This is a genomic window from Streptomyces sp. HUAS TT11, from assembly GCF_051553595.1.
Lineage (GTDB): Bacteria > Actinomycetota > Actinomycetes > Streptomycetales > Streptomycetaceae > Streptomyces.
This window is the reverse complement of the sequence record NZ_CP196184.1, coordinates 896,200-914,557: the sequence shown is the minus strand read 5'-3', so window position 1 is coordinate 914,557 and position 18,358 is coordinate 896,200. Positions and strand designations below refer to the sequence as shown.

The 18,358-nt window shown below is 69.6% G+C and carries 18 protein-coding genes; 11 read left to right on the top strand and 7 right to left on the bottom strand.

Features of this window, described 5'->3' with window-relative positions; translation table 11 throughout:
- Positions 1–33: 33 nt before the first annotated feature.
- The 3 genes from ACSHXN_RS04375 to ACSHXN_RS04365 all read left to right on the top strand — a co-directional run bounded on the left by ACSHXN_RS04375 (position 34) and on the right by ACSHXN_RS04365 (position 2,358).
- Positions 34–639, top strand: coding sequence for a TetR/AcrR family transcriptional regulator (locus tag ACSHXN_RS04375; RefSeq protein ID WP_355134715.1), 606 nt, complete (start codon positions 34–36; stop codon positions 637–639).
- 130 nt (positions 640–769) lie between these two features.
- The gene (locus ACSHXN_RS04370; RefSeq protein ID WP_355134717.1) at positions 770–1,399 is read left to right on the top strand and encodes a CGNR zinc finger domain-containing protein; all 630 of its coding nucleotides are present in this window, start codon (positions 770–772) and stop codon (positions 1,397–1,399) included.
- Between the two features lie 224 nt (positions 1,400–1,623).
- Entirely contained in the window at positions 1,624–2,358 is a 735-nt protein-coding gene (locus ACSHXN_RS04365) for a carbonic anhydrase (RefSeq protein ID WP_383355680.1), read from the top strand.
- Positions 2,359–2,382: 24 nt separating this feature from the next.
- On the opposite strand, the gene ACSHXN_RS04360 is transcribed toward ACSHXN_RS04365, so the two are convergent.
- A complete protein-coding gene (locus tag ACSHXN_RS04360; RefSeq protein WP_438302675.1) occupies positions 2,383–3,615 on the bottom strand; it encodes an FAD-dependent oxidoreductase in 1,233 nt (410 codons plus the stop codon).
- 222 nt (positions 3,616–3,837) lie between these two features.
- Here ACSHXN_RS04360 and ACSHXN_RS04355 point away from each other — a divergent pair, with 222 nt between their 5' ends.
- The 3 genes from ACSHXN_RS04355 to ACSHXN_RS04345 all read left to right on the top strand — a co-directional run bounded on the left by ACSHXN_RS04355 (position 3,838) and on the right by ACSHXN_RS04345 (position 5,811).
- Positions 3,838–4,770, top strand: coding sequence for an EamA family transporter (locus tag ACSHXN_RS04355; RefSeq protein WP_355134723.1), 933 nt, complete (start codon positions 3,838–3,840; stop codon positions 4,768–4,770).
- Between the two features lie 184 nt (positions 4,771–4,954).
- Positions 4,955–5,590, top strand: a complete 636-nt coding sequence (locus ACSHXN_RS04350) for a ParA family protein (protein WP_331263494.1) — start codon at positions 4,955–4,957, stop codon at positions 5,588–5,590.
- On the top strand, positions 5,587–5,811 hold the full coding sequence (locus ACSHXN_RS04345) for a hypothetical protein (RefSeq protein ID WP_355134725.1): 225 nt from the start codon (positions 5,587–5,589) through the stop codon (positions 5,809–5,811). The genes ACSHXN_RS04350 and ACSHXN_RS04345 overlap by 4 nt, the downstream gene beginning before the upstream one ends.
- Before the next feature lie 30 nt (positions 5,812–5,841).
- Here ACSHXN_RS04345 and ACSHXN_RS04340 read toward each other — a convergent pair whose 3' ends face one another.
- Entirely contained in the window at positions 5,842–7,434 is a 1,593-nt protein-coding gene (locus tag ACSHXN_RS04340) for a GMC family oxidoreductase (RefSeq protein WP_438302674.1), read from the bottom strand.
- 218 nt (positions 7,435–7,652) lie between these two features.
- A complete protein-coding gene (locus ACSHXN_RS04335; protein ID WP_355134729.1) occupies positions 7,653–8,597 on the bottom strand; it encodes an AraC family transcriptional regulator in 945 nt (314 codons plus the stop codon).
- A 348-nt stretch (positions 8,598–8,945) separates the two neighbouring features.
- On the opposite strand from ACSHXN_RS04335, the gene ACSHXN_RS04330 reads away from it, so the two are divergent.
- The gene (locus ACSHXN_RS04330; protein WP_355134731.1) at positions 8,946–9,734 is read left to right on the top strand and encodes an SAM-dependent methyltransferase; all 789 of its coding nucleotides are present in this window, start codon (positions 8,946–8,948) and stop codon (positions 9,732–9,734) included.
- A gap of 376 nt (positions 9,735–10,110) precedes the next feature.
- Here the strand turns inward: ACSHXN_RS04330 and ACSHXN_RS04325 are convergent, their stop codons facing one another.
- Both ACSHXN_RS04325 and ACSHXN_RS04320 read right to left on the bottom strand, forming a co-directional pair.
- Complete coding sequence (locus tag ACSHXN_RS04325) at positions 10,111–10,827, bottom strand: SDR family oxidoreductase (RefSeq protein WP_438302673.1); 717 nt, start codon at positions 10,825–10,827, stop codon at positions 10,111–10,113.
- Between the two features lie 185 nt (positions 10,828–11,012).
- Positions 11,013–11,873, bottom strand: a complete 861-nt coding sequence (locus tag ACSHXN_RS04320; RefSeq protein ID WP_356114297.1) for a DUF427 domain-containing protein — start codon at positions 11,871–11,873, stop codon at positions 11,013–11,015.
- Positions 11,874–12,333: 460 nt separating this feature from the next.
- Between ACSHXN_RS04320 and ACSHXN_RS04315 the strand changes: the two genes are divergently transcribed.
- From ACSHXN_RS04315 to ACSHXN_RS04305, 3 genes are all read left to right on the top strand, one after another.
- Entirely contained in the window at positions 12,334–12,846 is a 513-nt protein-coding gene (locus ACSHXN_RS04315) for a CGNR zinc finger domain-containing protein (RefSeq protein ID WP_438306424.1), read from the top strand.
- Positions 12,847–13,316: 470 nt separating this feature from the next.
- Entirely contained in the window at positions 13,317–15,077 is a 1,761-nt protein-coding gene (locus ACSHXN_RS04310; RefSeq protein WP_438302672.1) for an MOSC domain-containing protein, read from the top strand.
- A gap of 84 nt (positions 15,078–15,161) precedes the next feature.
- Complete coding sequence (locus ACSHXN_RS04305) at positions 15,162–15,653, top strand: GNAT family N-acetyltransferase (protein ID WP_355134741.1); 492 nt, start codon at positions 15,162–15,164, stop codon at positions 15,651–15,653.
- Positions 15,654–15,999: 346 nt separating this feature from the next.
- On the opposite strand, the gene ACSHXN_RS04300 is transcribed toward ACSHXN_RS04305, so the two are convergent.
- Positions 16,000–16,200, bottom strand: coding sequence for a hypothetical protein (locus ACSHXN_RS04300; RefSeq protein ID WP_355134743.1), 201 nt, complete (start codon positions 16,198–16,200; stop codon positions 16,000–16,002).
- Between the two features lie 282 nt (positions 16,201–16,482).
- Between ACSHXN_RS04300 and ACSHXN_RS04295 the strand changes: the two genes are divergently transcribed.
- Positions 16,483–17,568: a sulfite oxidase gene (locus tag ACSHXN_RS04295; RefSeq protein ID WP_356114293.1), complete on the top strand. Its 1,086-nt coding sequence runs from the start codon at positions 16,483–16,485 to the stop codon at positions 17,566–17,568.
- A gap of 259 nt (positions 17,569–17,827) precedes the next feature.
- Here ACSHXN_RS04295 and ACSHXN_RS04290 read toward each other — a convergent pair whose 3' ends face one another.
- On the bottom strand, positions 17,828–18,280 hold the full coding sequence (locus ACSHXN_RS04290) for an SRPBCC family protein (RefSeq protein ID WP_355134747.1): 453 nt from the start codon (positions 18,278–18,280) through the stop codon (positions 17,828–17,830).
- Positions 18,281–18,358: the final 78 nt, after the last annotated feature.

Here is an 18,358-nt window from a genome sequence, read left to right as displayed (position 1 = left end):
TTTTACCTGGTGAGTGATGTTAACCTTAGGCCCGTGAGTTCTCCTGTCAAGCGGCGCCCCACCGGTCACCACCACGGCGACCTGCGCAATGCCCTGCTGCGAGCGACGCTGGAGCTCGTGGCCGAGCGCGGGCCGCACGGCTTCACCCTCGCCGAGGCGAGCCGCCGGGCCGGGGTGAGCGTGGCGGCTCCGTACAAGCACTTCGCCGACCGCGACACGCTGTTGGCCGCGCTGGCCGCACAGGGCTACCGCGAGCAGTGCAGACGCTTCGCCGCGGCCGTGGGCGCCGGCGACGACCCCGTGGAACAGCTGGCGGCCTTCGCCGCCGCCTATGTGCGCTTCGCGGCGGACGAGCCGGCCCTGTTCGACATCACCTTCCATGCGGGGCTCGACAAGTCCCGCCACTCTGAACTCGAAGCCGCTGGGCGCGAGGTGACGGAGACGGTGATGCCGATGGTCAGGCGCCTCAGGCCGGATCACGACAGCGCCTTCGACCTGCTGCTCCGGGTCGCCGGAGCCGCCCACGGCCTTGCCGTCTTCCTCCGCCAGGGCCTCTTCGGGGTGACGGAGAGCGCCCTGGCCGAAACGGAGGACAGGGCCGCACGGACGGCGCGGGCGATCGCCGGGCAGGGCGGGTGAGCCCAGGGGGTGGGTGAGTGGGGCCCGGCGTTCCTGCGTGGGCAAGTCGGCCTCCTGTACCGGGCTGGACCGTCGCCGCCAAATGAATGACGCCGATCGCACCCATTAGCCAGGGAGTTACCCTGGGGATATGAGGAGCGAGGGTGTGATCACGAGCGCGCCGCTGCTGGGTGAACCACTGCCGGTCGAGCTGATGAACACCGTCACCGCCGACCGCGGCCGTACCCACGACGCCCTCGACAGCGACGCCGGCGCCGCTGCCTGGCTGCGTGCAGTCGCCGGCCGGCTGGGAACCGACAGTCCGATCACCGCCGAGCAACTGGACGAGGACGCGGTGTGCGCGGTCGCCGGCCCCCTGCGGGCACTGCGCGACGCGCTACGACGGCTCGCAGCGGAGACGAGCGAGGATCCGCGTCCCCCGGCCACCGCACCCGACCTTGCCCGACCGGAAGCCATCAGCACCCTCAACCGCCTCGCACAGACCTGGCCCGAGCTGGTCTGGCCCACCGACGGGCACCCCACACAGGCCTACCGAGGTCCCGGCACGGCCGCCGACCGCGCCGTCCAGCTCCTCGCCCACCAGGCCGTCCAACTCTTCGCCGGCCCCGACCGCGACCGGCTGCGTCCCTGCCTGGCACCCAACTGCCTGCTCTTCTTCGTCAAGAACCACGCACGCAGGGAATGGTGCTCACCCACCTGCGGCAACCGCATGCGTGTCGCCCGGCACTACCGCCGCCATCACACGCCACCCCACTCCTGAGGCCACAGACCTGGATCCATGGCGACGGCGTGCGAGCGGGCTCACCCGGGACGACCGGCTCAGCCGCGCGCATCGTCGTCGAAAAGGTGACAGGCGAGGTCGTGCGCCGTTGGTGGCAAAGCGTTCCGCGCCCGCTTGCGCCTACCGGCCGGCGCGCCCGGCGCGCTCAACAATCTCCCTGGTCAAGTCGTAGGACGTGTCGAGCAGACCGAGGGGAACGCCCGATGGACACAACGGGACAGCCGGATCGCAGAACCCTGCTGGGCAGCGGGCTTGCGGTCGCCGCCGTCGGGCTGGCGGGGTGTACGTCGACCCGTACGGCACCGCTGGCCGCCCGTGCTCCGGCGGACGCGCGGTCGGCCACACCGGCGCAGGCCTTCGCGAGACTCATGGACGGCAACGACCGCTGGGTGCGGGGGGACCTTCAGCACCCCGACCGGGACCCCAGCCGACGCGAGTTCGTGGCCCGGAAGCAGCAGCCCATCGGGTCGGTCCTCGCCTGCATCGACTCCCGTGTGCCGCCCGAGCTCCTCTTCGACACAGGGTTGGGCGACCTCTTCGTGATGCGCACGGGCGGCGAGGCGATCGGCCCGGTGGTCACGGGTTCAGTGGAGTACGGACCGATGACGAGCGGCACTCCGCTCATCGTGGTGCTCGGACACCAGCGTTGCGGTGCCGTCGAGGCGGCTCACCGGTCCATTCGGGACGGCAAGCCGCTGCCCGGCAACCTGGAGGCGATCGCCGAGGCGTTGCGGCCCGCCTACGAACAGGCGGCGCGGGACGGGGGTTCCGACCCGGTCGAGACCATGGCCCGGGCCCAGGTCAGGCTGACCGCCGACGCATTGCGCTCCAACCAGGACCTGGCCCCGCTCGTGGAAAAGGGCTCTCTCGCCGTCGTCGGCGCCTACTACTCCCTCGACACCGGCAAGGTGGAAGTCCTGACCGGTGCGCCCTCCTGACCGAAGGGGACCCGCGGCCACGGGTCACTGCACCGACCGCGCCGGCGGACGCTCGCGCAGGGCGCCGTAACCGATGAAGTACGCCGGCAGGCGCTTGAGCCAGGGTGAGCCGGCGAGGAGTTCGCTCGCCCGCTCCGCCAGCCGCGCATGGCCGAACGGCGGGTCGCCGGCGAGGACCGGGGCGATGACCCGCGCATGAGCGAGCCGCTGCAGTGCCTGCGTCAGCGCGGTGGTCGGCCATCGGCGCCGCTGGATGCTGCGCACGTCGCGCAGCCCGACCTCGCCTCTGAGCAGCGGCTCGACAAGGTAGCGCGCGGCGGCCACCGCGTCCTCGACCGCGAGGTTGATGCCGATACCGAAGACCGGTGACATCGCGTGCGCAGCGTCTCCGATGCACAAAAGCCCCGGTCGGTGCCAGCGCCGGAGGCGGTCGAGACGCACATCGAGCATCTTCACCTCGTCCCACGACCGCAGCGCGTGGGTACGGTCCCCGAGCCAGGGCACGGCGGCGGAGAACTCGGCCATGAACCGGTCGAGACCGTCGGCACGGCGCTCGGCGTCCGTGCCCTTGGGAATCAGCGCGGCGCACTGCCAGTACTCCCCGCGGTCGATCATGGCGGTGATGAACCGGTCGCCCGCGCCCCCCACCAGCCCGTGCGGGTCGCCCTCCCGCCGTGGCAGCCGGAACCACCAGGCGTCCATGGGACAGGTGAACTCCGTCAGGCCCAGCTCGGGGCGGGAACGGGCCAGCGAACCCCGGCCGTCGCAGGCCACGGTGAGCGTGGCCCGGAGTTCGCCGGTACGGCCGTCGGAGGTGCGGTACCGCACCCCGGTCACCCGTCCGCGCTCCACCAGGAAGGAGGTGGCCTCGGTGTTCATCCGCAGCGAGAAGGACGGCTCCTTCCGTGCCTCGTCGGCGAGGAGGTCGAGCAGATCCCACTGCGGCACCATCGCCACGTAGTTGTACGGACCCGGCAGCGCGCCGATGTCCGAGACGGTGATCAGCGCATCGTCGGCGCCGAGCGGAAGTTGGAGCGTGGTCACCCGGCGCTGCGGCAGCCCGGCGAAACGCTCGGCCAGTCCCAGGTCGTCCAGCAGCGCCAGAGTCGACGGATGCACGGTGTCGCCGCGGAAGTCACGCAGGAAGTCGGCGTGCTTCTCCAGGACGGTGACGGCGACCCCGGCCCTGGCCAGCAGCAGACCGAGGATCATGCCCGCGGGACCGCCGCCCACCACGCAGCACGTTGTCCGCTCCATCACAGCCGGCCCTTCTCTCGACGACACTTACGACGCACGGCACTTCGAGATATACCCCTGCCCGGGAACCGACGTCACGAGGCGGGGCGGCCGGTGGGGCAATCGGACCGGGAACGGTGGTGGAACCGCCGCGCCTGCCGTGCGGCCATCTCGGGGTCGGGCGGTGGACGCCATGCCGGTTAATCATGTGACCCGTGGCGCCCGATCGTCGATAATCCACGCGTGGCCACCACGAACGTCGGCCGGACCGAACGCGGCCCGTCAGCCCGATCCTCCCTGACCGGACGGGCCTTCGGCGCGATCCCGCCGACGGCACTGGTACTGCTCGGCATCGTCAGCGTTCAGTTGGGCTCCGCCTTGGCCAAGCATCTGTTCAGCGCGGTGGGCAGCTTCGGGACCGTCGCGCTGCGGCTGTTCTTCGCGGCGGCCGTGCTGATGACGGTGTGGCGGCCGTCCCTGCGCATGAAGCGTCGCACGTGGATCGTCGTGCTCGGCTACGGCGTGGTACTCGGCCTGATGAACCTGTGCTTCTATCTGGCGCTGGCCCGGATCCCGTTGGGGATCGCGGTCACCGTCGAGTTCCTCGGGCCGCTGGCGGTGGCCCTGGCGGGGTCGAGGCGATGGCTGGACGCCTTCTGGGCCGTGCTCGCGGCAGGTGGTGTGGTCCTGCTGATGGAGGGGCGGGGCGACCTCGACCCCGTCGGTTTTCTGTTCGCCCTCGGCGCGGGAACGTGCTGGGGTGTGTACATCCTGCTCGGCGCGGCGCTGGGCCGGCACACCACGGAAGGCAACGGTCTGGCTCTGGGAATGGTCGTCGCGGCACTGGTGGCGGTGCCGTTCGGTGTGGCCGACAGCGGAACGGCACTGATGCAGCCGTGGGTCCTGGTCGCAGGGCTCGGCGTGGCGTTGCTGTCGTCGGTGATCCCGTACTCGCTGGACCTGGAAGCACTACGCCGGATTCCACCGCGCGTGTTCGGCATCCTGATGAGCCTCGAACCGGCGATGGCGGCCCTCATCGGCCTCGTCGTGCTCCAGGAGAGGCTGCACTGGGCGCAGTGGATCGCGGTGCTGTGCGTGGTGGCCGCATCGGCGGGCGCCACCCGCGGCGCCCGCCCGGACGAAGGCCGGCCATCGTCGGAACCCGCGAGTTCGTGATCCGCCGAGCCGTTGCTCACGGCCGAGGAGCGCGAGGTCCTGTGCGTCCACGGACCAAAGGAGCAGCCCGGCAACCCGACCCCTGGCCCATCCGGATGATCCCCCCGCGCTGCCGGGTGAACCACGGACCCGTGTGCCCCGCGCCGCGATGACCTGCGGCTCGTGGCCGCTAGCGTCGACTCTCGTGTCGCTGAGCTATGCGTTTGTGAACCTGAAACCCGGAGTGGGAAAGACGACCAGCGCGGTCTGGTTGGCTCACGCACTTCACGAGTCGGGTCTGTCGCCGCTTCTGGTCGACAGCGATCCCGCGTCCTCCGCGCTGCGCTGGAGCGAACTGGCAGGTGGCTTCCCGTTTCCCGTGATCGCCCTTCCGGTGGGCGATGTGCACCGGCGCGTGAACGACTTCCTGGGCAATCGGCAGGCCGTGGTCTTCGACGCTCCGCAGATGGAGGACCACGCGCACATCACCCGCAGCATCATGCGGTACGCGAGCGAGTGGATCGTACCGGTGACCCCCGCCCCCATCGAACTGGACCGCATGGCGCCCATCGGCGGTGAGATGGGCGACGTGCAGTCCCTGCGGGTCAGTCCGGCGCGCGCCGCCGTGCTGCTGAACCGCACCAACCGTGCCGACGCCACGCGCACCGGTCCCGATGCCGATGCCCGCGAAGCCCTCACCGAGCGGGGATTCGACGTGCTGTCGACCCACGTCCCACGGCTCGACCTCTACGCCCAGTCGTTCGGCAGCCCGGTCCGGGTCAAGGGCTCGGCGTACATGGACCTCGCAGACGAACTCATCAAGCGTCAGGACAAGCCGTGAACCAGCGCAAGGACACCTACCGAGCCGCACTGCAACGCGGACCGGAGGCCACCGCACCCCGTCCGGCCAAGGTCGCTCAGCTGCACACCCGGTACGTCCGGGTGACCATCGAACTCGACTCCTCCCTGCCGCGCGATCTGATGCGGTGGGTGGAGTCACCCGTGTCCGTGATCATGCGAGCCGGTGCCGCCGTACTGCAACCGTTGAGAAGCACCCCGTAGAGGATCGGCGCTGCGCGCACAGGCAGGTGCCTACCTCCGGAGGAGGAGGTCCGCGGCCCGTTCCGCGATCATCATGGTGGGAGCGTTGGTGTTTCCGCTGGTCACCGTCGGCATGACCGACGCGTCCACGACCCGCAGGCCGTCCACGCCGTGGACCTGGAGCGCAGGGTTCACGACGGACTCCTCCCCCTCGCCCATAGGGCAGGTTCCCACGGGGTGGTAGCAGGTGGCGCTCCAGCGGCGGACGTGGTGTTCCCAGTCCGCCTCGTCGAGGTGGTCCAGATCCGCTGTGTCCGGAAGACAGGGCCTGGCGAGGTGGTCGGCGAAGGGCGGGCACAGGGCGATGCCCACGGCCGCCCGGAGGCCTTTCACCATGAGCCGCAGATCGGCGGGATCGTCGAAATACCGGGGATCGATCAGGGGGTGTGCCCGGGGATCGGCCGACGCCAGACGGATCGCCCCGCGCGCGGAGGGATTCAGGACGGTGGCGTTCATGGTGAACACCGACCGCTGAGGTACTTCTTCTCCGCTGAGGATGAGGGCCGTTGGACCGCCGGTGAGTTGGATGTCGGGCCCGGGCCCGCTGCCCGCGACGGTCAGGAAGGCGCCGACCTCGCCGTAGTTGGAGGCGAAGGGACCGTCGCCCGAGGTCCGCCACCGGGCCAGATGGTCGGGGGTGAGCAGGTCCAGGACGACGTCGTCGGCTTCCCGGGTCTCCCACACCAGCGGTACGAGGAGCTGATCCTGGAGGTTCTGTCCGACTCCGGCCAGGGGCACCCGCGGCTCGATGCCCACCTCGCGCAGATGCCCGGGCGGACCGATGCCCGACAGAAGCAGGAGTTGAGGGGAGTTGACGGCACCCGCGCAGAGCAGGACCTCGGCGTCTGCGTACGCCGTCACCTCCTCGCCGTCCACGATGTAGGACACCCCTGTCGCTCTGGAACCCGCCAGAAGGATCCGCGTGACGAAGGCACGGGTCCGTGTGGCGAGGTTCGGCCGGCTCAGGGCGGGACGCAGATATGCGTCGGCTGCGGACCAGCGGCGTCCGTCATGACATGTCACCTGGTAGGGGCCGGCGCCCAGGGGTGACTCCCCGGCGAAGTCGTCGTTGTAGTCCAGCCCCCACTCCTCGGCGGAGGCCAGCCAGGCATGGGAGAGCTCGTGCGTGTAGGCGCGGTCCTCGACATGCAGAGGGCCGTCCTTGCCGTGGTAGGGCGGGCCCAGCCGGCGATGCGCTTCGGATTTCACGAAGTAGGGGAGCACGTCGTCGTACCCCCAGCCGACCGCATTGAAGTCGTCGCGCCAGCCGTCGTAGTCGTACCTGTTGCCGCGAATGTAGATCATGACGTTGGTGGAGGACGATCCACCCAGTGTCTTCCCGCGCGGCCAGTAGAACGTGCGGCCCGCCTCCGACTGCGTGACCGTGCGGTAGTTCCAGTCCACCTCCGACTTGAACAGCGTTCCCAGGGCGGCGGGTATGCGTATGGCCTCGTCGCTGTCAGAGCCGCCCGCCTCGAGCAGAAGTACGCGGGCGGAGCCGTCGCGGCTGAGACGGTCGGCCAGGACGCATCCCGCGCTGCCGCCACCGGTGATGATGTAGTCGAAGCTTTCCGTGCTGCTCATCGGTGCTCCTGACTGATCACCCGGCCTGCGGGCCGGGGGTGCGAGTCGGGGCGGTGGACCGGTCGGGACGGATGGCAGAGCTGAAACCCCTCGGGTCCGGACTCGCGTCCGGGCCGACCGCCCCTGCGGTAAGGGATGAGTTCAGTGCCACTTCGTACGATCGCGCGCCGAGGCGCCCGGTGGCGTCCAGCAGAGTGCCGCGGGGTGCATGAGCGGGCCTAATCGCACCGCCGGGGGCCGGTCGTCACGGCCGGAAACGTCTGTGATCGGACCCGGAACTGGGACGGGGTCACGCCCATGGCCCGGCGGAAGACGGTGGCCAGATGCTGGGCATGGCTGAAGCCGCATGCGAGGGCGATGGCGGTCACCTGCTCGTCACCCCCGCTGAGCCGAAGCTTCGCTTCCTCGAGCCGGAGACAGAGCACATGGCGCATGGGGGTCCGGCCCGTGCGCTGCTGGAACGCGCGCAGGAAGTGGCGTCGGCTGAATCCGGCCGCCTGGGCGAGCTGGTCCACGGTGATCGATTCCGAAAGATGGTCATGCACGTACTGCTCGACCCGGGCGAGTGCGTCGAAGGGCAGCCCCGGCTCCGCTCGTGTCGGGGCACCGTCGTCGGCCGTGCCGATCCTTGCGAGGTGGGCGATCGACTGCAGTGCCCAGCCCTCGACGAGCAGTGCGGTCGCGGCATCGGGCTGCCGGGCGTCATGGGCCAGGTCGTGCAGGCCCTGCCGAAGAGGGCCGAGGGCCGGCCCGGTCAACGGGTGGTCGGGTATGTGCACTCCGTAGTCGGCGACCACGTGCGGATCGACGAACGCGAGGATGTAGGTCACGATCGGGTCGACGGAGAACTCACCCTCGATGTGTGCGCCCGCGGGAAAGTAGCGGAGCTCGTTCGTCGCCCCGGGGACGACGCCGAGGCGTATTCCGTCGACCTGGAGAAGCGCCTCGTGAACGCCGGAGGGGCACCAGAAGAGCGTGGAGGACGGCTGCTGAAGTTGCCAGGTGATGTGGCCGGAGGAGCCGCGCCGCAGGACCTCGACCCGCGCGTGTTCCGAGTCCGCGACGACGGCGTCGAGCAGTGTTCCACCGACGCGTCGTAGGTGGGTGACTGGCCGCCTGCGTGGAGGAGAACCACGCTCAGGCGTGGATGCGACTTCGGTCACTGGCTTTCCGTGGCATGTGTCTCTTCCTCAGGTGCCAGCTTACTTTTGTTCGACGAATTCGGTGCCGGTGGTCCTCGCGACCGGCCGGGATCTCGGCGCCCCGGTCCCTGCATCCGACCCGCAGTAACTGTTGACAAGAACGTCAACAGAGCCCGTTCCGGCGTCGGGGACGGCGTCGCCCGAGGCGAGGGGGGTGGACATGGGCGACGAGGTGACAGACGCCGGCCGGGGGTCTGCCCGGTCCACGGATGCTCACCGTGCCAACTGGGTGCATAGGCCGCTGATTTGGTGTGCAAGACTGAGTTGATCGAAAATACTTTCTGATCTACTCGCGCGACGGAGCATGTCATGACGACGGGCACCCCCAACCCTCGGAAGATCGACACCAGTGTGGCGCATCCTGCGCGGGTGTACGACTGGCTGCTGGGCGGTAAGGACAACTATCCCGTCGACGAGGCGGTCGGCAAGATGCTGCCGGCCGAAGCGCACGACGCCGCTCGACAGAACCGCGAGTTCATGCGCAGGGCGGCTGCCTGGCTGGCCGGACAGGGCATCGACCAGTTCCTCGACATCGGCACGGGCATTCCCACCGAGCCGAACCTGCATCAGATCGTGCAGGAGATCGTGCCGTCGGCGAAGATCGTCTACACGGACAACGATCCGATCGTGCTGCGGCACGCGGAAGCACTGCTGGTCAGCCGTCCTGAGGGGCTCACGGACTACATCGAGGCCGATGTCCGCCGCCCCGGGGAGATCCTCGAACACGCCCGGCGGGTGCTCGACTTCGATCGTCCCATCGCGATGTCCCTGATCGCCCTCATGCACTTCATCCCCGACGAGCAGGACGCCCACGGCATCGTCGGCGAGTTGCTCGCCGCTCTGCCGGCCGGCAGCTACTTCGTGCTGTCGCACGCCGCGTCCGACCTCTACCCGGAGTTGGCGGAGCAGGTCACCGCCGAGTACGCGAAGGGTGGGATCCGCCTCGGCTTCCGCACCCGCTCCGAAGTGGCCCGCTTCTTCGACGGGCTGGACCTGGTCGACCCGGGTCTGGTGACCGCCACGGAGTGGTTCAAGACGCCGCCGGCGCCCTCGTCCGAGGGCAGCGGCATCTACGCCGGGGTCGCCGCCCTTCGCTGACGCCGCCTTCGCCCCCGTGACCACGTGGTGGTCACGGGGACACGTGAGGGCCGGGCCGGTTGCGTACGGCGGCCCGGCGGATGCCCGGCGACGCGTTGTCGATCGATCCGGTCCGCCGGGCACCGGGCATCAGAAGAGGGATCGTCCGTGCCGACCGTCTGTCAGCAGGCGGTCGGCACGGCCTCAGACCTCCGGATGCGCAGAGCAGCGGATCGAGCGCCGTCGGGGCGGGGACGCGGATCGCGTCCGGTCCCGGCCGTCGGGCAGGAACTCACCGCCTGGCGTGCCGTGTTGCGGGGCGGCGCATCACTGGACTGTCGGCGCATCACCGGACGGCCGGGGGCGGGTGGCCCGTTCGCGCGGGGTTGCGGTGGGATCAGACGAGAGGCTGCCCACCGTCCACGGACAGGGACACGCCGGTCATGAAGGTGTTCGTCATCGCGAAGAGCACGGCGTGGGCCACATCCTGCGGGGTGCCGATCCGCCCCGCGGGGTTGGCGGCGGACAGACGCGCGAACAACTCGGCCTTCTTCTGTTCGCCGAGCGCGTCCCACGCTCCGGTGTCGATCGTGCCGGGCGACACGGCGTTGACCCGGAGCGGGGCCAACTCGACCGCCAGGGAACGCACCACGGTGTTGACCGCGCCGTTCGTCGCCGCGACCGCGAGGAATCCCGGGTCCGGCTCCAGGGCCGCCACGCCGGAGAGCAGGACGAAGGAGCCGCCCGCCCGCATGGTGGGCGCGAAGTGCTTGGTGAGCATGATCGGTCCGACGACCTTGGTGTGGAACGACCGGAGGATCGCCTCGGGCGTCAGTTCGCCGACGGTGCCTCGGGTCCGGGCGGAGGCGGCCGTGACCACGTGGTCGACGGGCCCGACCTCCGTGGCCAGCGCCGCGATCGAGGCCTCGTCGGTCACGTCCACGGTGGCGACGCTCACCGCGGTCTCGCCGTAACTCTCCAGCAGTGCGGCCTTGTCGCGGCCTGCTGCGATGACGCGGGCCCCCTCTTCAAGGGCCACTTCGCCGACCGCGCGGGCGATACCGCTGCCGCGGCCCACCACGAGAACTGTCCGGCCCTGCAGGGATGCTGACATCACTGGTCTCCTTTTGATCGATCAGCACCGAGGCTAGGGCGAACAAGCTCTCGTGCCGAACGGTTGTGATATGCGAACTTCGGTGCTCATGGCGCGGTTTCGCGAAGAGCGGCAGGCCGCCGGGCGCGGGTGGACATGCGGTCCGTCCGGCCGGTGGTGCGTGGTGTGGCCGGCACCCCGGCGGTTCAGCGGGAGCCCGCCTCGTCGATGTCGAGGCCGCGGTCGATGCCGTGCGGGACGACCTTCTGGCCGGGCTCGGGTGCCAGGCGCTTGCCGTCGAGCCGGACCTCGACCTGGTCGGGCTCGAACGACACCATGTCGCCGATCCGGCCGACCTGCCGGTAGGCGTCGGGGTACGACCAGGCGGCACGGCGCGCGTCGCCGATGTCGTAGTAGTCGCACAGTCCCTTGTAGGGGCAGAAGGTCTGCCCTTCGGCGGGGCGCAGCAGGCTCTCGTCGATGTCGGCGCGCGGGACGTACCAACGCGGGGCGAATCCGGACTCGTAGAGGACGACGGGGTGTTCGGAGCGGGCCACCACGGTGTCCCCGAGGCGGACCTCCAGAGTGCGCGAGGTGCTGCGGATGTCGATGCGGTGGTAGGGGTCCGCCGCGTGGCCCAGAATGCGCTCGTCCTCTTCGTAGAAGGCGTCCATCGCGCGCCACGCGAAGGCGACGCGGCCCTGGAACTCGACGGCGTACTCGGGCGGTGCGGTGAACTCCCAGGCGGCGCGTTCGGCGGTGCGGTCGCCGGCGCGTACCGCGAACCAGGCGGTGTCACCGAGGTCCCGGTGGTGGGTGACCCTGTCCGTTGCGACCAGTGCCTTGTCGTCCACGTCTGCCCGCGGGAAGTAGGCCACCGGGTAGCGACCGGGTTCGTGCAGCAGGACGACGTTCTCACTGTCGGCGATCCAGGTGCCGTTGAACCTCACCCGCATGCGGCGGCGCAGCCGCTCGGCGAACAGCAGGCGCTCCGGCAGGGGGTCGGGGGTGAGGAAGTGTCCGATCGCTCCTGCGGACAAGGGGCCCTGCTGCCAGGACAGTCCCATGATGTGTTCCCTTCGGGCGGGAGCGCGGCGTGCGCTCCGGGGGTCGATGTGTCGGTGCGGTTGACGGGCCTGGTGTGCGAGGACGGTGGGAGCCGCCGTTCTCGGGCTGCCGGAAGCAGGCTCGGACGACCTTGGTGCCGGCGGTCGTGGTGTGGCTTCCCCGGCTGTCGGAGAGCTCCTGCCCGATGTGGCTGCGGTGCGAGGTTGGGGCGCCGGGCCGTTGTGACCCTTGGTGTGTCAGGTGAGGGCGCGGCCGGGGAAGTGGCTCATGATCCTAACCCACCTAAGTCGCTTTGATGGTTACAGAGACAGTCGACCACACTCCACCTAACCGGTCAAGCTGGGTGTGAAGGTTATGGATGGCTCGGCGCTGTGTGTCCGTAGGGGCTGCTTGTTTGGTCGGGGTGGGCGTGTCCATGTAACCTGTCAAAGCAATCTTTCTGGTTAGGAGGGGGTCGTGGTGGTCGATCGGGAACAGCAGGACGCACTGCTCGAGCTCCTCAACACCACGCCGGTGGTCAACGGGGTGGTCGAGGATCAGCTGGCCGACCCGGAAGCGGCGAAGTCCTGGCAGGTGGCACACGGCGGCCGCGGGGGAGCGTCGGAGCGTCAGCGCCTTCTCGATGCGCGCGACGTTCTTCAGGGTGTGGTGCGCGGCAGTCGGCCGGCCGAGTCGCTGGCGCCGTTCCTCGAGGATGTCGTCTCCCGACCGCGTCTTTCCCCGACGGGCGTCTCCTGGGAGCTCGACGCGCCCAAGGAGCACCGGATGGCGGTGGAGGCCGTGCTGGCCTGGAGCGCGTTGCAGGAGACGATGCCCGGCAGGCTGCGGCCGTGTGACAACCCGGAGTGCCGCCGGTTCCTCCTCGACCGCAGCAAGACCAACAACGCCCGGTGGTGCTCCATGGCCGTCTGCGGCAACAGGATGAAGGCCAGGCGTCACTATCAGCGCACCCGCGACGGCGCGGCCGGGTGACGACGGCGGACCGACGGCGGAGCCCTGTCGGCCGACCCGGCAGCCGAACCGTGCTCGGACGGGGATCACCGTACCTCCGGGCGCTCCAGGGGTGACCGTGCGTGACGGTCGGTGGTCGACTGCGGGCGCAGGGTGCCCACGGCGAACCGGACCGTCGAACCGGGACGAGCGCCCGGCGCTCGGCTGTGTGAATGAGGCCCGCCGTGGAATTCGGCGGCAAGAGGGCAACAGTGTCGCGCGGTGGGACACGGCCTCGCCACCGTGAAAGCATGCGGATTATGAATCGCCTGGCGAGGAAAAACGAATGGGCACGTTTTTGTACGCCCATCGGAAAATGTCGGCGATTGTGCCGGTCGATTCGGGGACTCGGAATCGCGGCGGCACCGGGTGAAGAACTACGATCGGCCCGAGTGCACAGACCCGCGTGATGAGGGGCTGGGCCGGTCGGCCACCCACGCAGGAGGTCCGCGATGGCGACGCTGCTGTCCGTCAACGTAGGGATGCCCAAGGACGTCCCGTGGCAGGGAAGGACCGTTCACACCGGGGCGTGGAAGGCCCCCGTGGACGGGCCCCGGATGGTACGGCGACTGAATGTCGACGGGGACGGCCAAGGCGATCTGGCCGGACACGGCGGCGAGATGCGGGCCGTCCTCGTCTATCAGGTGCAGTCCTATCAGTACTGGCAGAAACAACTCGGCCGTGACGACCTGACCTTCGGGATCTTCGGAGAGAACTTCACCGTCGACGGCCTCCCCGACGGCGAAGTGTGCATCGGCGACCGATACCGCATCGGCGAAGCCGAATTCGAGGTCTCCCAGCCCCGCGTCACCTGCTATCGCGTCGGTATGCGCCTGGACGAACCCACGATGGCCGCACTCCTGGTCGCCCACCATCGCCCCGGCTTTTATATGCGTGTCATCACCGAAGGCCATGTACAGGCCGGCGACGAGATCAGCCGCACCCGAAAGGGCCCCGAGAGGCTCAGTGTCGCCGACACCGACGCACTGCTCTACCTCCCAGGCCGCGATCCCGTGAAGCTGCGCAAGGCGCTGAACATCCCCGCGCTCAGCCCCGGTTGGCAGGGCTCCTTCCGTGAACTGGCCGCCGCCGAACAACCCGCTCAGGAACCCGGATGGCCGGACGAACGCGCCACCGCCCAGCAGCACAGAGGCCAATCGGCGTGGCCCGGCTTCAAGCCGATGCGGGTCGGCCGTATCGTCCCCGAGACTCCCGCCGTCTCGTCGATCTACCTCGACTCCACCGACGGCATGCAACTGCCCGAGCCCCGCCCGGGCCAGTACCTCTCCATCCGCCTGCCGGTCGGTGACCGCGCGCCCGCGGTACGCAGTTACTCCCTGTCGTCGGCACCCGGCGCCGGCCCGTACCGGATCAGCGTGAAGCACGAGCCGCACGGTCTGGTCAGCGGTTATCTTCACACCAGAGTGCACCCCGGTGACCTCGTCGACATCGCCGGCCCCCGGGGGACCTTCGTACTGGAAGCAGGCACCCGTCCGGTTGTACTCGTCTCCGCGGGCATCGGCGCCACCCCTGTGCTGGGCATGCTCCACCGACTGGCCGCCACGGGGGACCCGCGCCCGGTGTGGTGGATCCACGTCGCTCGGGACCGGGCCCACCACGCCTTCGCGGCCGAGGCCCACGCACTCCTGACGCACCTTCCGGGCGCCCATGAGTTCATCCACTACACCCACGAAAGCCCGCACGCCGACGAGCCCCACATCATCCACGGCCGGCCGACCGCAGCATCACCGGCGGCCATGGGCATTCCCCCGGACGCCGAGGCCTACCTCTGCGGACCGGCCGCCTTCATGGACGACTTCGGCGGTTTCCTGCGCGAACACGGCCTGGGCTCCGAGCGGATCCACGTGGAGCAGTTCAGTGCCCTGCCCGCCATCAACCCCGGTGTCACACCCTCGGCTGCGGTCCGACCGCACCAGCCACCCGGTCCCGAGGGCACGGGCCCGCTCGTCACCTTCGCCCGCAGCGGTATCACCACCGCGTGGTCGGCGGACCATGCCTCCCTGCTCGACCTCGCCGAGGCCTGCGACGTCCCCACCCGGTGGTCCTGCCGGACGGGGGTCTGCCACACCTGCGTCACCCATCTCGTCGAAGGCGATGTCGCCTACACCACCCCGCCCCTGGAACTGCCCGAGCCCGGCTCCGTCCTCGTCTGCTGCAGCAAGCCGACGACCGAAGTCGTCCTCGATCTCTAGTGCCGTATCGGGGAACGTTCGCCTTTGTCTTGCGTTGTCCGTGTGCCTTGCGGTCGGCTGGCCGGACTGGAAGGCTCGGGGCTCATGTCGATCTTGGTGAGGGACGCCGAGCGCGAGGACGTGCCGACGCTTGTCCGTCTGCGTCTCGCGAATGCCGAAAGGCATGTCGAACTCGATCCGACCATCTACCGGGTTCCCGACGCCGAGGTCGTGCACCGACACTTCGAGGAAGTACTCGCGGCCGATTCCGAGGCACTGATCATGGTTGCCGAGCTATCGGGCGATGTGGTGGGCATGGCGGAGGTGATCGTCTTGGCAGATCCCCCGGCCCACCAGATTCTCGCTGCCCGTCGCGCGGCCGAGATCCACACCGTGGTGCTGGACGGGCATCGCGGTGAGGGGGTCGGATCGGCCTTGGTGATCGCGGCGGAGCGCGCCGCCGCAGAGCGCGGAGTCTCGATCCTGTACGCCGGCATCTTCGCGCCCAACCGGGGAGCCGTCCGCTTCTACTCGTCTGCCGGCTTCGGACCGCGCGGAATCTTGCTGAGCAAGGAGCAAGGCCCACCGGCTGATTGATCCGGGTAAGCCGGAGAGGGGGGAACCGGCAACGACGACGGAGAGGGGGGGGCGGCGGCGAGGCAACGTTCGCCCTCTTCACGAGCTGCCGTAGGCGTTCGTCGGCGGCGTGCTTGTTCCGCCGGATGATGGAGCGCACGTCACCGGAGGGCGATGGCTCTCTGACGCGGCACCAGCAGGGATCGCCTCCGCCCGCAGACTGTCCGCCGGCAGGCCGGAGCCGTTGTGACGGTGTGACATGTTGGCGGATCGACCGAAGTGCGCGGCGCGGCGGTGCCACTGAGAGGCCCGCTTCGAGTCGGCTCCACGGCGGCTCGCGGCGTGGAGACGGGCGAGTTGCCCGAACTCAGTGTGAATCGGGGTAGCGCGCCCGGCCGTTGGGCAGTTCGCCGGAGGTTGTCTCCTCGAGCAACGCCGTGTACTTCCGGGAGAGTTCGTCGTAGCGTGCCCCGTCGCCGCCCGCCTGACGTTTACGCCTGGTCAGGAGGTACAGAGCGGCGGGCCCGGTGATCATCGAGACGACCGGGATCAGCGCCCACCACATCATGAATCCTCCCCTGTGCGCGGTGGTCCGGGGGAGCACACGTGCGCTCCGGTGGAAGCGTAGCCGCTGACGATTCGCAGGCCAACGGCGTGAGTGGCCGATGAACATATAGGCACCGCACGTCACATGCGGCCGAACGCTCACCCCGCTTCCTGTCGGTTGTCCGTCTCACGCCGGTGACGGGGACCGCCGCGCTGGTGTCGGCGGCGCTCGCGAGGCTCGGGACGTCCGAGGGGGCGTCCGGCTGACCTGGCACCTTCACCGGACATGGGGAACAGTGGAGGGATGGGCATATGGAACAAACGGGACGACATGGTGGTGCATGAGGTCGAGCCGTACAACGCCGAATCGCCCCCGGAGGCCCTGGCCGGCCGGATCACTCCCGTGGACACGTTCTACGGCCGCAACCATGCACCGATCCCGCAGCTCGACGCCGAGAACTGGCGGCTGCGGGTCGACGGACTGGTCGGCCGCCCGCTCGAGATGTCGATGGACCGGCTGCGGGACCGCTTCCCCGAGCGGAGTGTGGTGGCGACCCTGCAGTGCGCGGGCAACCGGCGCGCCGATCTGATGGAGGTCTGCGACATACCCGGTCAGGTTCCGTGGGGACCCGGGGCTATCTCCACCGCGCGCTGGAGCGGGGTCTGCCTGGCGGACGTGCTGGCCGAGGCAGGAGTGCGGCCGGATGCCGCGCACATCTCCTTCACCGGCGCCGATGTGTCGGACCAGGCCGATCCGCCGCAGTGCTTCGGCGGTTCGATACCGATGGCGAAGGCGACGTCGCACGAGGTGCTGCTGGCGTGGTCCATGAACGGGCAAACGCTCCCGGCGGCACACGGCGCACCGCTGCGGGTCGTCGTCCCGGGCTGGATCGGCGCCCGCAGCGTCAAGTGGCTGCTGCGCATCAGCGTGCGGACCGAACCGTCCGACAACTACTTCCAGACCGAGTACAGCATCCTGCCGCCCGAGGCCGACCCGCACACGGCGGAACGCGGCGAAGGCATCACGCTGGGACCGGTGGCCATCCATTGCGCCATCCTGCGACCGGGCAAGGACGCCCGGCTGCCCGCCGGGCCGACCGAGGTCGCCGGCTTCGCCTACGCCGGGGACGACCGGACCGTGGAACGCGTGGACGTCTCCGCCGACGGCGGCGACACCTGGACCCATGCGCAGGTGGAACTCCCGGAGAGCCCCTGGACGTGGCAGCACTGGCACACGACCCTGGATCTGCCGTCGGGGGAGACCGAACTCATCGCCCGTGCCTGGGACTCCACCGCGGCCGTGCAGCCCGAATCCCCGGCAACGGTGTGGAATCCGCGAGGCTACGCCAACAACGCCGCGGCCCGGCTGCATGTCACCTGCCGTTCCTGACCGCCCGCTGCGCAGCGGGTGACCCGGTTCGACGGACGGCATTTCGGTGCGCACTGCTGTGCTGCTGTTGCGGGTCAGCTCTTTGTTCCGGGCGCTCCGAGGAGCACCCGGAACACGAACTTCTTGCAGAGCAGGCCGTGTTCGTGACCCACGCACCGGGGCGACGGACGATCGGTGAGCGGCTCGGATCCGACTGCGGAGCCGGTCGGACGGGAGCGGACCTGTCCCCGCCCGGTGCCGCAGGCCGGTTCGAGGCGGTTCAGTCGCTGGACTCTCCGGTCAGGAAGCCGCTCAGGCCGTCGAGGAGCATGGTGCTGCCCTGCTCGGCCATGTCTCGTTCCTCGGCGGTGTCGCAGGTCTGGCGGAGCACGATCTGTGTGTGACGGTCGTCCTGCTCGTCCAGTTCCATGGTCATGGTCTGGGGTGCGGGCTTGCCGGGTACGTCCATGCCGATCACCAGCAGGCGGTTCTCGGCGACTTCGAGATACGAGCCGGTCAGCGGGTACTCTCCGCCGTCGGGTGTGACCACAGTGGCCTTCCAGGTCCCGCCCGGCCGTACGTCCATCTCGACGGAGCCCGCGGCGGCATACGCCCACTGGGCGTACTGATCGGGCGTGGTCCACGCCCGCCAGACCGCCGCGGCCGGGGCATCAAGCGTTCGGGTGAGCGTGTAGGAGTGGCCGTCGGCCGTGGTGGTCTGCTCGGTGCTCATGTCTCGTCTCCTCGTTGTCGGGCCTGTCGGATCTGTAGACGCCCGGGTACGCGAAAACTCATCGCTCGGCCGGGAGCT